This is a genomic window from Halomonas sp. BN3-1, assembly GCF_003056325.1.
Classification (GTDB): Bacteria; Pseudomonadota; Gammaproteobacteria; order Pseudomonadales; family Halomonadaceae; genus Halomonas; species Halomonas litopenaei.
Window position 1 is genome coordinate 543,375 of record NZ_PYVV01000001.1, and the last position, 14,439, is coordinate 557,813.

Here is a 14,439-nt window from a genome sequence, read left to right on the forward strand (position 1 = left end):
GGGGCGCTGCGCGCCAAGGGCCCACCGAGTGGGCGATGGCGTCAGTGGTGGGGGGCACAGGCCCCCCGGCGGTCGGTGGACGAAGGAAGAACGATGGTCCTTCAATCGAGTTCGAGGCGGGACTCGGCGACCAGAATGCCGTTGTTGTCGGCGTAGACCCATTGGCCCGGTGCGAAGTCGACACCGGCGAAGGCGACGGGAACATCACGCTGGCCTTCGCCGCGCTTCTCGCTCTTGCGTGGGTGGGCGCCGAGGGCCTGGATGCCCAGGTCGGTCTCCGCCAGGATGTCCACGTCGCGCACGCAGCCATACATGATCACCCCGGCCCAGCCATTGCCGGCCGCCTGTTCCGCGAGCATGTCGCCGAGCATGGCGCAGCGGGTTGACCCGCCTGCGTCCACCACCAGCACTGCGCCGTCTCCTGGTTCGGCGACCGCCTGCTTGACCAGCGAGTTGTCTTCGAAGCACTTGACCGTTTTCACCGGGCCGAAGAAGGCCTCCTGGCCCCCGTAGTTGACGAAGATCGGGTCGCACACCGCCACCTCTGGGTAGGCGTCGCAGATATCGGGCGTGACAATCTGGGTCATTGGAGCGTCTCCGTGGCTAGTCTTGGCATGATGCCACAGGTGTCGATGTTATCCAGCCCCCGGGGGATGACGGGCTGAGGAGGTCGAGCGTGGGAATGGATTTCGGTGATCTCTGATAAATTGTGCGCGAGTCGTCATATCGGTCGTTGAAAAGTGGCGTCGTTTCACCGGCTTGTCCACGTTCAGCCCAGAGATGTGATCGATGCCTTGGCGAAACGCCCTGGCAATCCGCCTGATCTTTTTCCACTGAAGGTACGATGATTTGCCTGGCACCCGAGTGCGAGTGCATGTCGTTGGCCTCCGTTCGCTGTTGGTGAGTTCCTCTCATGATTCCGGCATCAGACCGGCGCTGATCTTTCGTGGTGCTGGCGAATCGATAGCGGGCCGGGCCGAGGGTCGGTCGTGCAAGGCCGGTACTATGCAGCGCTGCAAGCCACGGGGGAAGCCGGAGACGCCAGCGCGAGAGCGGTGTCGCCAGACTCTCCACTTGAATCCAAAGATCCGTTGCGGATAAGGGGATCTTGAGGTCATTGCCGATTTCCGCATAAGCCATCGGCGATGACCAAGTTCGGCCGTCGCAATGCCAGCCGTCCGCATATCTTTGGCCAGGAGAAAGGCGTCACTCGGCCAAGCTCCAGTCGTGCGTTGATCGTGCACGCCGCGGACCCGGCGTCTTTCCTTCTTGGCATCGACACAGGGGATGGCGTCATGGCGAACCAGAGCAGTGATTTCAGGGTGGATGAGGCGGGGCTGGATGACGGCACCCGGGCGGGATCCGTTGCGACCTCGGTAGGGGGCGTCTATGAGCGGCCGCCCGGAGGACAGATCGAGGGCTTTGTCGTCAACGGTGTCGACCTGACCGGTGGCGGCAGCCTCAGCGGTGACTTTGGCACCCTGACGGTGGCGGTGGACGCCCAGGGCAACTATCGCTGGGACTACCAGTTGACCGACAACTCTGACGATCACCGTTCCCAGGGGCGCGGCGACGAGGGCATCAACGATCCGTTCAAGGTGGAAGTGAACGGCGGAAGCCAAGGGGTGCAGACCGACAATCTGCGGATTTTCGTCAAGGATGACGTGCCCGATGCCACCGCCACGGCACCGAGCTCGGTGGCCGAAGGGGAGGTGGCGCGCGGTACCTGGTCGGTCAATGCTGGCGCCGATGGTCTGCGTGAAATGCGCGTCTACGTGTCGGAGGAGATCGGCTTCTACCGTCTGGACACACCCATCGAGTTGTCGGTGGGCACCCTGATCGTGAACTCCGACGGTAGCTGGGAGTTCGAGGCCAGGGACGGGCTCGACCAGACCACCCATCCGGAGCTCGAGTTCACCCTCAGGCCCATCGATAACGATGGGGACCGCGGACGGGCGAAGGTCACAGTAGAGATCACCGACGCCAATGTCCCCACGACGCCAACGAGCGATGATGACCCCTACACCCGGTCTCCCTCGGTGGTGGTCGACGAGGACGGCCTGGCTGGGGGCAACCCCGGAGGCCCTGAGGACGTGGCCGGTGAGGCCACCAGCGCCAGCGCGCGGCTTGGCTATGACTTTGGTGCCGATGGACCTGCCGCCAGCGGGGCCTTCTACTGGACCACGGACGGCCTGCCGACCAATCTGCAGAGCCAGGGCAGCGCCGTCGTCTACGAGGTGTCGGCCGACGGCCTCAGCCTGACCGGCCGTGACGAGGTGAGCGGCGAAGCCGTGTTCACGGTGGTGCGCGCAGATGACTCGGATCTGGTAACGGTGTCCCTGCTGCGCCCGCTGGATCACTTCGCCACCGGCACCGAGGACGACATCGATCTGTCTTTCGGCTACGTGGTGAAGGATGCCGATGGCAGCGAGGCCAAGGGCTATCTGGCGGTCACCGTCGACGACGACACCCCAGTGGTCGTCGACGACTACTCCAGCGCCGGGTCCGGCGAGTCGGTGAACGCGGATGTGCTGGCCAATGACAGCCCGGGCGCCGACCTGGGGCACCTGGTCAGTGCCGAAGTGGTATCGGGCCAGGGGCAGGTGGTGATCAATGACGACCAGACGCTGACCTTCACCCCCGCTGATGATTTCAGCGGCACCGCCCGCATCAAGTACAAGGTGCTGGACTGCGACGGAGACCCGATGGTCGGCCACTGGACCGTCAAGGTCGAGGACACCGATGGCAAGCCGGTGACCAGTGATGTGCATCGCATCGTGCTCGATGAGGATGGATTGCCAGGGGGTAATGCCGGCGGCAATGGCGACGTGGTCGGTGAGCCGATCAGCGCCGTGAGGGACCTCCAGATTGACTTTGGTGCCGATGGACCGGCGGCGGGAGGCGGCTTCGCCTGGAGTGCGGACATCGCGCTGACCGCAGGCCCCCAGAGCCCTACCGACGACAATCCTCGCAGTGATCTCGATGGCCTCACCTCCCAGGGTAGCGAGGTGAGCTTTGAGGTGGTCGATGGGGGGCGCGGCCTGATCGGCCGCAACGAGGCAGGCGAGAGTGTCATTACGGTGAGTCTGGAAGACGGCTCGGACGTGGCTCGCGCCATTCTGCATCGACCCATCGATCATCTGCGGCCGTTCAGCGAGGACAATATCTTCCTTGGTCTGTCCTACACGGTCACCGACGCCGACGGTGACACCGCTCAGGGGCAGCTCGAGCTGCTCATCGATGACGACACCGCAGAGACAGAGGATGACAGCTCGGTATCCGACAATGGTGCTGCGGTGACCCTGGACGTGCTGGCCAATGATGCCGTCGGCGCCGATGGTGGCCGCGTGACAGCCGCCAATGTGGTGGGAGACAGCGAGGTTACCGGCTCGGTAGTGCTCAACCAGGACGGCACCCTGACCTTTACCCCCGACCCCGGCCAGAGTGGTGTGGCCACCGTGCGTTACACCCTGACCGACGGCGATGGCGACCCTCGCTTTGCCGAGTGGACAATCATCGTGGACGCCGACGGTACCCCGACGACGCCGAGTGGTGATGACGTGCCCGTGGCAGTGGTCGATGAGGATGGCCTGGCGGGAGGTATCGCGGGGGGTATCGACGATGTCGCGGGTGAAGCGACTCAGGTGGCCGGAGTGCTTGGCTACGATGCCGGCACGGATGGCGCCGGCGACTTCCGCTGGTTGGCCCCGAGTCCGAGTGGGCTGATCTCCGGGGGCATGCCGGTCATGTTCTCGCTCAGCGGCGATGGTCGCCAGTTGGTGGGCAGCGCAGGCGGCAGCGTCGTCTTGACGGCGGTACTGACCAATCTGCTCACGGGTGCCTATCAGGTCACCCTGGCCGGTCCGCTGGACCACAGCGACCCTGGCTCCGAGGATGACATTGATCTGACCCTGAACTACGTCGTCAGCGATAGTGACGGCGACGAAGCCCAGGGCAGCTTGAATGTCGTGGTCGACGACGATTCGCCGCTGGCGGCGGACGACGCGGCAAGCGCGAGCGGCGGCGCGCCGGTGGTCATCGAGGTGCTCGACAACGATCAAGTGGGTGCCGATGGGGCAAGCGTGACGGCGGCTGCGGTGCGTGGAGGAGACAGCGTCGGTACGGTAAGTGTGAACACCGACGGATCGCTGACCTTCGTCCCCAACCCGACCTTTGGCGGGCAGGCGGTGATCGATTACACCCTGACCGACAACGATGGGGATAGCGCCGAGGCCGAAGCGACGGTCAGCGTCGAAGGTCCTGCGGACGAACTGGTGGTGGGGGACAACGACGACGATAACGAAGCGACAGGGGCCGGCGGCGACGTGCTGATCGGTGATCGAGGTGGCCTGGAGGCGGTGCTGACGCCGGCCACCAACTACAATATTTCGCTGATTGTCGATACCACCGGCAGCATGGTGGTGCCGTCGGGGACGCCAGGCCTGAGTCGACTCGAGCTGGTTCAGGCGGCGCTCAAGAACCTGTTGACCGACCTGGTGGCCCATGACGGCCAGATCAATCTGCAGATCGTCGATTTCGGCACCAATGCCGTCGATCATATCGTCATCGACCTCAGCAGCGCTGACGATATCGCCAATGTGGTGAGCTTCATCGACGGTTTCAGGGCGGAGGGCGGCACCAATCTGGAAGCCGGCATTCGCACTGCATCTGGGTGGCTGGCGGCGCAGGACGCCGATCCCCAATTCGCCGATTTCGAGGACCTGAGCTTCATCCTGACCGATGGTGGGCCCACACACTACACGGATGATGCCGGACGCACGGTGAGCGCCACAGCGATCGACGCCACCGCCATCAAGGAGGCCGCCGACGCCTATACCGAGCTGGCCGCGCTCAGTAGCGTGAGAGCGGTCGGCATCGGTGACGCGACCAGGGAAGATGTTCTCGAGTTTTTCGACAATACGGATGTGTCGGGCACCGGGGCGCTGTCTTACCAGGGCACCGTGGTCGATGGTGTCAGGCTTGCCAATTTCACGCGCGGTTCGACGGACGCGCTGAGGGTAGAGACCTGGACCAAGGTCTCCGACGCCAACACGGTGGCGGCCCAGTTCGGGGGCAAGTTGCGGATCAGGGACAACGCCAATGACGACCAGGCGGCGGAAGTGGTCAGTACCTCTTTCTTCGTCGATGACGATCCCGATGACCAGCTGTATACCTCGCTGCTGTTTCGCTACAGCACCAGTGTGTTCAGTCAGTCGAACGATTCGATGGGTTATGTGGTCGAGGTGCGGGAAGGTGGCCAATGGCAGGAGTACGCCAGCAGTTCACTGACCTACGCCCCGAACTGGACGACGGTCGATACCGGCTTTCTCGAGACGGGGGAGTATCGTCTCCGGTTCCTGGTCGACAGCGGCAACCGCACCAACGACAGTCTCGATATCGATCAGATCCGACTGGAGCAGCGCCTGCTCGACGATGGAGACATTCTCGAGACCGGGCAGGTGGAGGTGGTCAATACCGCCGAAGAACTGGAAGCGGCCCTGTTTGGCGGAGGCAGCCAGGCCGAGTTGGCCGCGCTGGGCGATGATGTCCTGGCAGGCAACGAGGGAGACGATGTCCTGTTCGGCGATACCGTCAACAGCGATGGACTGTCCTGGGTGGATGGCGACAGTGGCGAGAGTTTCCAGGCGGGAGAACACGATGGCTTGGGCTATCTCGGCCTTGTCGAGTTCCTGAGGTGGAGCGTGAATGGTGGGGCGGAGCCGACGGATCAGCAGATCATCGACTACGTCAGGGACAACGTCGAGACCCTGGCTATCGCGGATCGGTCTGACGGTGGCAACGACAGCCTGTCCGGCGGTGCCGGTGAAGACATCCTGAACGGTGGCGGCGGCGACGACCTGCTGATCGGCGGTGCCGATGATGATCTGTTGGTCGGCGGTGCCGGGGCCGATGTCTTCGCCTGGGAGTTTGGTGACGCGGGCAGCACAACGGCACCGGCGCAGGACACCGTGGCCGACTTCACCGTTGGTGAGTATGGCGTTGAGGCCGAGGCCGACCGGCTTGATCTTGCCGATCTTCTTCAGGGCGCCGACGAGGACAATCTGGCGGACTACCTTCAGGCCAGTCAGGACGGGGACGATACCCTGTTGTCCATCAGCAGCGAAGGCAACCTGGCGGCTGGAGGTGGCAACGCCGATCAGGTTGTTGTGCTTCAGGGCGTGCAGATAGGCGCAGACGGTGACGCATTCCTGCAGAACCTGCTCGACGATGGTCAGTTGAGAGTCGAGTAACGCAGGCGAGTAAAGCAGGCCAGGAAAGCAGGCGAGGGAAGGTGGGGTAGGCGGTCAGCCGCCCACCCAGTGACACGGCCTTTGCTGGCAAGGCATGAAAAAGCGCCCCGGGGAGTTGAACGCAACTCGCTCCCCGGGGCGCTTCCTTGTGATTCAAGGCTCGAGTCGGTCTGGCGACAGGCTCGAGCCGTTGACCGTCAGATGGCTCAGGCTTCCTGAGCCACCGGAATCACGTTCGAGGCGGCCTTCTGGTACTCCTCGATTTCGTGGAAGTTCATGTAGCGATAGATCTCGCCGGCCATGGCGTCGAACTCGCCCATGTAGCGGCGGTACTCATCGACGCTCGGCAGGCGACCTTCCACGGCGGCCACGGCGGCCAGTTCGGCGGAGGCCAGGAAGACGTCGGCGCCATCACCCAGACGGTTGGGGAAGTTACGGGTGGAGGTGGACACCACCGTGCTCTTGGCGGCGACGCGGGCCTGGTTACCCATGCACAGCGAGCAACCCGGCATTTCCATGCGCGCGCCGGCGCGGCCGTAGATGCCGTAGTAGCCTTCCTCGGTCAGCTGGTGCTGGTCCATCTTGGTCGGCGGGGCGAGCCACAGCTTGGTCTTCAGGCTGCCGGCGGGCTGCTTCTCGAGCAGCTTGCCGGCGGCACGGAAGTGGCCGATGTTGGTCATGCACGAACCGATGAACACCTCGTCGATGCTCTGACCTGCCACCTCGGACAGCAGACGGGCGTCGTCCGGGTCGTTGGGGGCACACAGCACCGGCTCCTTGAGCTGCTCCAGGTCGATCTCGATGACCTCGGCATACTCGGCGTCGGCGTCTGCGCGCATCAGGCTCGGGTCGGCCAGCCACTCTTCCATGGCCAGGATGCGACGCTCGATGGTGCGCTTGTCACCGTAGCCATTGGCGATCATCCACTTGAGCAGGGTGATGTTCGACTTCAGGTACTCGGAGACAGAGTCTTCGGACAGGGTGATGGTGCAGCCCGCCGCGGAGCGCTCGGCACTGGCATCGGACAGCTCGAAGGCCTGCTCGACGGTAAGATCCTCGAGGCCCTCGATCTCCAGCACGCGACCAGAGAAGGCGTTCTTCTTGCCGGACTTCTCGACGGTCAGAAGCCCCTTCTGGATGGCGTAGTAGGGAATGGCGTGGACCAGGTCACGCAGGGTGACACCAGGCTGACGCTTGCCCTTGAAGCGCACCAGGATGGACTCCGGCATGTCCAGCGGCATGACACCGGTGGCAGCGGCGAAGGCCACCAGGCCAGAGCCCGCCGGGAAGGAGATACCCATCGGGAAACGCGTGTGGGAGTCACCGCCGGTGCCGACGGTGTCCGGCAGCAGCATGCGGTTCAGCCAGGAGTGGATGATGCCGTCGCCCGGGCGCAACGATACGCCGCCACGGTTCATGATGAAGTCCGGCAGGGTGTGGTGGGTTTCCACGTCCACCGGCTTCGGGTAGGCACTGGTGTGGCAGAACGACTGCATGACCAGATCCGCCTGGAAGCCCAGGCAGGCCAGGTCCTTGAGCTCGTCACGGGTCATCGGACCGGTGGTGTCCTGAGAGCCGACGGTGGTCATCTTCGGCTCGCAGTACATGCCGGGACGCACGCCTTCCAGGCCGCAGGCCTTGCCGACCATCTTCTGGGCCAGGGTGAAGCCCTTGCCGGTGTCCTTGGGCTGCTCGGGCAGGCGGAAGACGTCGGACTGCTCCAGACCCAGCGCCTTGCGCGCGTTGTCGGTCAGACCGCGACCGATGATCAGCGGGATACGGCCGCCTGCGCGGACCTCGTCGAGGATGACCTGAGTCTTCAGCTCGAAGGTAGAGATGACTTCGTCGGTGTCGTGACGGCAGACCTTGCCTTCGTAGGGGTAGACGTCGATGACGTCGCCCATTTCCATCTTCGACACATCCATCTCGACCGGCAGGGCGCCGGCGTCTTCCATGGTGTTGAAGAAGATCGGGGCGATCTTGCCGCCGAAGCAGAAGCCACCGGCGCGCTTGTTGGGCACATTGGGGATGTCGTCGCCGAAGAACCACAGCACCGAGTTGGTGGCGGACTTGCGCGAGGAACCGGTACCCACCACATCGCCGACGTAGGCCACCGGGAAGCCCTTGGCCTTGACCGCTTCGATCTGCGCCATGGGGCCCTTGGTGCCGGGGACTTCGGGCTCGATGCCGTCACGCTCGTTCTTGAGCATGGCGTTGGCATGCAGCGGAATATCCGGACGTGACCAGGCGTCGGGGGCCGGGGAGAGGTCGTCGGTGTTGGTCTCGCCGGGCACCTTGAACACGGTCAGGGTGATCTTGTCGGCCAGTGCCGGCTTGGACAGGAACCATTCGGCGTCGGCCCAGGACTGCATCACGTCCTTGGCCACCTCGTTGCCGGCCTTGGCGCGGTCGGCGACGTCGTGGAAGGCGTCGAACATCAGCAGGGTGTGCTTGAGCTGCTCGCCGGCTTCCTTGGCAAGCTCGGCATCATCGAGCAGTTCGACCAGGGTCGCGATGTTGTAACCACCCTGCATGGTGCCCAGCAGCTTGACGGCATGCACCTTGTCGATGAGCGGAGATTCGGCTTCGCCCTTGGCCAGGGCGGTCAGGAAACCGGCCTTGACGTAGGCGGCCTCGTCCACCCCGGGCGGAACGCGGTTGGTCAGCAGATCGAGGACAGTCTCTTCTTCTCCGGCGGGCGGCGCCTTGAGCAGTTCGACCAGTTCGGCGACCTGTTCGGCGTTCAGCGGCTTGGGGGGAATGCCTTCCTGGGCACGCTCTTCGACATGTTGGCGATAGGCTTCAAGCACGTGGGGGCCCTCATTGGTTTGTGGTGGTCACGCTCGAACGCGTCTCGCTCGAACGTGAGGGACACGCTGTCAACGGTGGCCGGGATTCTAGAATAAACTGTCGACAATGTTAAGAGAGCCCGTCATGACGGGCTTTGAACTTTGGTCGCCGAGGCCGGTTCGTGCCTATTCGACTGGGGTAGGGGTGTGTCCGCTCGAGGCAGGCGTTACCATGTGCCGATTCAATTTTTAGCACGATGAGGTGTCCGACGATGACCCAAGTTGTGGTGTCGCCCTGCGTCGGGCTGTGTTCGACCACGGTGGGCGATAACGTCTGCCGCGGCTGTCAGCGCCATGATCAGGAAATTCTGCGCTGGTTCTCGCTGGATGGTGAGGAGCGTGAGAGGCGGATCGGAGAACTGGACGCTCTGCGTATCGAGGTGGCCGCGAATTTCGTCGAGGTGATCGACGAAGACCTGCTGGAGCGCCAGATGCGACGCCATCGCGTGCGTTTTCGTTCGTCCCAGCCGGCGGCGTCGCGGGTGATAGAGCTGCTGAGGGTGGGGCGTGATCGTATCGGCGACCTGGCAGCCTACGGTATCGTGCTGCGCCCAGGTGTGCCGGACCAGCCTCAGCAGTTGTACGCCGCCATCAGCCAGGCCCTTCAGCAGGCCGCCGAAGAACGTCGGACACTTCATCTCGAGTCCGGGCCCGATGGGGCCCCGCAATGGAAACCGCTTTCATGAATGTCACCATCAGCCCCGACCATGACACCTCGCTGCCTGAGGAGCTTCTCGATTTCCTGCCGTGTGCGACACCGAATGCATGGGTCGATTGGGCGCTGGACAATGAAACCCTGTTGTTGATCGATCACGCCCAGTGCGAGAAGAAAGCGGCGTCTACGGCCATGAGTCTGATGTATCGCTACGTGGATCACGTCGACCTGCTGACCAAGATGTCGCAATTGGCCCGTGAAGAGCTTCTGCACTTCGAGCAGGTCGTGAAAATCATGCGCGCCAGGGGGATTGAGTACCGCCATCTCAGCGCATCGCGCTATGCTGAAGGACTGAGGGAACTGGTCAGGCGCGATGAGCCGGAGCGTCTGGTGGATGTGCTGATCGTCGGTGCCTTGATCGAGGCGCGCAGTTGTGAACGCTTTGCGCGACTTATTCCACATCTCGACGACGAACTTGCCAAGTTCTACCGAGGTCTGGTTAAGTCGGAAGGACGCCACTTCGAGGACTACATCACACTGGCGAGCCAGCTTTCAGACGCGCCGATAGAAGCGCGCATTGCGGTCTTCAAGGCCCGCGAAGAGCAACTTGTGACGACCCCGGACGTCGCCTTTCGATTTCACAGCGGTGTGCCGGCCTGAGGCCGATAGCACCGCCACGCAGGGACACCATCATGCGGGACGCCCAACACGATGCTTCCCAGATAACGGACCAGGACCACCTGGCACTCTTTGGGCACTTTTCCCTCAACCTGGGAGACGATGTCCTCGTTCAATTCAGCTACGACAAGGTCAAGGCGCTGCTGGTCTACCTGCTGCTGCATCAGCAGCCGGTCAACCGCGCGACCCTGGCCGAACTGCTGTGGCCTGACCAGGGGTTGTCCTCCGGTCGCACCAACCTGAGACATGCCCTTCACTGTCTGCGCCAGTCGCTGGGGGATGAGGCCGACAAGGTGTTGACGGTGTCGCGCCAGACCATCGCCTTTCAACTGCCGGCGCAATGGGGGTTCGATGTTCATGACCTGCAGAGGCTGCTGGAGGGTAATCGTGACATCGACACCCTGGAAGAATTGCTGGGGTTGTATCGAGGCGACCTGGTGGAGGAGCTGCAGCTACCGGCCTGTCCCGACTTCCAGCGTTGGCTGATTCAGGTGCGCAACGAGTGGCGCCAGCGAGTCATTCGCTTCGCTGAAGACGTGCTCGATCAGGAAGGCAGCATCCCCGATGCGCTGTTGCAGGAGCTGGTCAGCCGATTTTCCGGCTACGCCCCCTTTCATGAAAAGCTGGTGCGCCAACTGGCCGAGCAAGGCCAGATGGCGGCGGCGCATGAGCAGTACAACGCCTTCCTGCAGTTGCTGGCGCTGTCCGGGCAACAGCCAGACCCCAGTTTCCTGCAGTTGGCTTGCTATTGGTCCGACGGGCAGCCCGAAAACCCGTCCTTGTCGCCCAAGGGCGCCTTCTCGCGGACCCTGGCGATGGACAGTCCGCCGCTCGGCGAAGAGGAGGTCGAGCACCGGCAGCTGTCGGTCATGGCGATTCGCCTGACACTGGACGGCGACATGGGCAGCCGGGCCGAGACACGGGCCTGTCTGGCATTGCAGATTGAACTGATGCGCTGGCTTGAGAAGCAGTGCCACCATCTGGGTGGCTTCTGGTTGCCCGGTGCCACGGGCGGGCTGGGGCTTGCCTGTTTCGGTACCCATGGGCCGGCGCATCAGCTGGCCGAACTGGTGGCCCTGTACGAACACTGTCGACGTCTGTTGGCGGAAGAGTCGCAGCGACACTGGACCGGTGAAGGGAGCCTGCCCCGCATGACCCTGGCGGCGGGCCTGAACAGCGGCCAGGTGGTCTATCTGCCGTCGCGCCACCTGGTGGATCCGCTGGGTCAGGTGACCCAGCGGGCACTCGACCTGATGAGCGCCGCCGAGGGCAGCGAACTCGTCATTTCTCAGGAGGCCAGCCAGCACATGCCGCCGGCGCTGGACCTGCAACCGAGGTTGTTTTCCCGGTTGGTGGCAAGCGACGGCCGAGTCCGCCTGCGTGCCCTGGTGCTGGGCACCAATGAGGGCGGCCGTGACGCGACGCCACCAAGCCTGGTGGGGCGCGAGAACGCGCTGCGCATGCTGCGCGACGCCCTGGCGCGGGCCGGTATCGGTCTGCGTCAGAGCGTGCTGGTGAAGGGGCCATCGGGGCTTGGCAAGTCGGCACTGCTGGTGGGGTTTCGTCACCTTGAGCAGAGTCGCGACGCCACCATCTGCTGGCAGCCCAACACCCGCATGTCGGTGCAGGAATCCTATGGTGTGGCGCGCCACCTGGTGCGCTGGCATCTGGGGGGCGAGATCGACAGCGAGGGCCTGGCCGCGTTGGTCGAGCGCCTGGGGCTAAGCGAGCTGGATGACGACGATATTCGTTGGCTCGAAGAGGCCATGGGTATTCGCGAACCTCACGAAGTCTCGCTGCTGGCGCAGAGCAGCGAGGCGGTGGAAGCGGTGGTGGCGCTTCTGCATGGGCTGATTCATGAGCTGTCACAGGAACGTCCGCTGGTACTGATGATCGACGACTTGCAGTGGGTCGACGAGCCATCGTTCAAGGTGCTGGCCGGCCTCCAAGCGCGGCTGCCGATCAACTGTCCGCTGTTGTTGATCGCCAGCCATCATGGTCGTGAATCCTTGCCCACCCGACTGCACTGGGATCAGCAGATTGCGCTTGGCAGGCTCGATGCCATGCAGTCATCGCGGCTGTTGACCCAGCTGGCTCGGCGCTATCGGCTGCATCTGTCGCCGCGCCTGCGAGGCCAGATCATCGAGCGCTGCGATGGCGTCCCGCTCTACCTGCAGGAGATCTGTCGTCGTCTCGACATGGACCGGCGGGAAGGGCGTAGCGTCCAGCTCGACGAACTGCCCCACGGCCTGCTTGGCCTGTTGACCAGTCGCATCGATCAACTGGATGGCGATCGCGAAGTGGCGCACATCGCGGCGGTGCTGGGTCGCCACTTCCGCTTCGACTTTCTGGCCGAGTGCAGTGGTTGGGAGCCGGAACGGCTGAGCCGGGCGCTGGAAGAAATGCGTCGACTCGAGATCATCGAGCCGTCCGATGGTGATGTGGGCGCGCGAGAATTTCAGTTCACCCACCAGCTTCTGCATGAGGCAGCCTATCTTTCCTGTCCGCGTGACGTGCGGGTCGACATGCATCGCCGCGTGGTTCAGTTGATCGAAGAACGTTTCCCGGTGTGGATCAGTCGTCATCCCGGTGACTTCGCCATGCACCTGCGGCGCAGCGGTCACTACGCTCGAGGCGCGCGCTACTTCGAGCTTGCCGCCCGGGAGGCGCTCAAGGTCAGTGCCAATCGCACGGCGCTGAAGATGGCCGACGCCGGCCTCGCCAGTCTGCGCCAGGTCGAGCCTCAGGCTGAGCGTGAAATCAGCCTGCTGACGGTGCGTGGTCAGGCCGCTTTCGCTCTGGAGGGGCATGGTTCGCCTACCGCCCACGAGAGCTTCGTCAAGGCACGCGAGCTGCTGGCTGAGTGCACCACCGACCTCGAGGATGAGGACGATCTCGAGCAGGCGTTCCTGGTCAAGTGGGGACTATGGGTTGGCTGCAGTCAGCGCAACGCCCACGCCGACGCCTTTCTGCTGGCCTCGCGGCTGAACGATCTCGCCTTGCGCCTTGAGGACCCGCGCTACCAGCGCCTGGCCGACTACGCCGGGGCAAGCTGTGAGTACTGGGCTGGCAGAATTCGCCAGGCCTATGACCATCTGGAAGAGCTGGATCCGCTGAATAAGCCGATGATGATCGAGTGGTTGCCGTTCTCTGACCACCCGCAGGTGGCGGCTGCCTGCTTCCAGGGATGGGCGCTGTGTCTGCGTGGCGACTACCAGCGGGCGGAACGCCATGTGGAATCGGCCATCCGCCTGGCGGAAGAGATCCATCATCCCGGCAGTCTGGCGATGGCGCTGATGTACGCCTCTGCGTTGTACCGCCAGCTTGGGCATGTCCACGAGGCGGCCAATCGGGCCCAGCGAGCGTATGAGCTCACCGGCAGCTCCGATCTGCACCTATGGCAGGTCGCCTCCCGTGCGGTACTGGGATGGCAGCAGGCGTTGGCGGGGAGTCGTGAAGGCCTGCAGCAGCTTCAGGCGGCCCACGAGGAACTGGCGGAAGTGACCGGCCGGGACCCGAGTCAGCGTCCGAACCTGTGGTACGTGGACGCCTGTCTTGCCATGGGGGAGCTGGAGCAGGCCGAAGACTATCTGGATCAGTGTCTGCTGATGGCCCGAGAGCGCACGACGTTGTTTGTCCCGGAGCTTGCCACCCAGTTGGCGCTGGTACGCCACCGCCTGGGTCGCGACGCCGAAGCGGTACGGACCCTCGCCGAGCAGGCGCGCACCCAGGCGGAGCGGGACGGCAACCTTCATCAATTGCTCGGGGCCCTGGAAGTCTGGCTGACGTGTGTCGATCCTGACGACGATGCGGTTCGAAGCGAGTTTCGCCGCCTGCTGTCCCAGGTCAGCCTGAGTGATGCGCCGGTGTTGATGCGCTGGCGAAGCCTGCTCGATCGTCGGGTATCGCAGACCACCGACGCTTGATGCGCGAGCTGCCCATTCACTGACGTCTCACCGACAGGACGACGCCCGACTGGCTTGGCCAGTCGGGCGTTTCTGTTTGT

General features: G+C 63.8%; 6 protein-coding genes. 4 read left to right on the forward strand and 2 right to left on the reverse strand.

The window, feature by feature from the left end:
- Nucleotides 1–101: 101 nt before the first annotated feature.
- Nucleotides 102–587, reverse strand: a complete 486-nt coding sequence (gene rraA / locus C9F12_RS02280) for a ribonuclease E activity regulator RraA (protein WP_045994927.1) — start codon at nt 585–587, stop codon at nt 102–104.
- A gap of 708 nt (nt 588–1,295) precedes the next feature.
- On the opposite strand from rraA, the gene C9F12_RS02285 reads away from it, so the two are divergent.
- Complete coding sequence (locus tag C9F12_RS02285) at nt 1,296–6,251, forward strand: tandem-95 repeat protein (RefSeq protein WP_162816370.1); 4,956 nt, start codon at nt 1,296–1,298, stop codon at nt 6,249–6,251.
- Nucleotides 6,252–6,457: 206 nt separating this feature from the next.
- Here C9F12_RS02285 and acnB read toward each other — a convergent pair whose 3' ends face one another.
- Nucleotides 6,458–9,061, reverse strand: coding sequence for a bifunctional aconitate hydratase 2/2-methylisocitrate dehydratase (acnB, locus tag C9F12_RS02290; RefSeq protein ID WP_108133813.1), 2,604 nt, complete (start codon nt 9,059–9,061; stop codon nt 6,458–6,460).
- 251 nt (nt 9,062–9,312) lie between these two features.
- Here acnB and C9F12_RS02295 point away from each other — a divergent pair, with 251 nt between their 5' ends.
- Genes C9F12_RS02295 through C9F12_RS02305 form a run of 3 tightly spaced genes read left to right on the forward strand, consistent with a single transcriptional unit; the run spans nt 9,313 to nt 14,359 of the window.
- Nucleotides 9,313–9,786, forward strand: coding sequence for a DUF1289 domain-containing protein (locus C9F12_RS02295; RefSeq protein ID WP_108447827.1), 474 nt, complete (start codon nt 9,313–9,315; stop codon nt 9,784–9,786).
- Nucleotides 9,783–10,415 carry a tRNA-(ms[2]io[6]A)-hydroxylase gene (locus C9F12_RS02300; protein WP_108447828.1) on the forward strand — a complete coding sequence of 211 codons (633 nt, stop codon included), beginning with the start codon at nt 9,783–9,785 and terminating at the stop codon, nt 10,413–10,415. Before C9F12_RS02295 ends, C9F12_RS02300 begins: the two co-directional genes overlap by 4 nt.
- 32 nt (nt 10,416–10,447) lie before the next feature.
- Nucleotides 10,448–14,359 carry an AAA family ATPase gene (locus C9F12_RS02305; RefSeq protein WP_108133815.1) on the forward strand — a complete coding sequence of 1,304 codons (3,912 nt, stop codon included), beginning with the start codon at nt 10,448–10,450 and terminating at the stop codon, nt 14,357–14,359.
- Nucleotides 14,360–14,439 lie beyond the last annotated feature (80 nt).

What these genes read in the sequence shown, in the direction of transcription:
- C9F12_RS02300 (WP_108447828.1), top strand. Translation starts at nt 9,783, where the DNA reads ATGAATGTCACCATCAGCCCCGACCATGACACCTCGCTGCCTGAGGAG.
- C9F12_RS02295 (WP_108447827.1), top strand. Translation starts at nt 9,313, where the DNA reads ATGACCCAAGTTGTGGTGTCGCCCTGCGTCGGGCTGTGTTCGACCACG.
- C9F12_RS02305 (WP_108133815.1), top strand. Translation starts at nt 10,448, where the DNA reads ATGCGGGACGCCCAACACGATGCTTCCCAGATAACGGACCAGGACCAC.
- rraA (WP_045994927.1), bottom strand. Translation starts at nt 587, where the DNA reads ATGACCCAGATTGTCACGCCCGATATCTGCGACGCCTACCCAGAGGTG.
- C9F12_RS02285 (WP_162816370.1), top strand. Translation starts at nt 1,296, where the DNA reads ATGGCGAACCAGAGCAGTGATTTCAGGGTGGATGAGGCGGGGCTGGAT.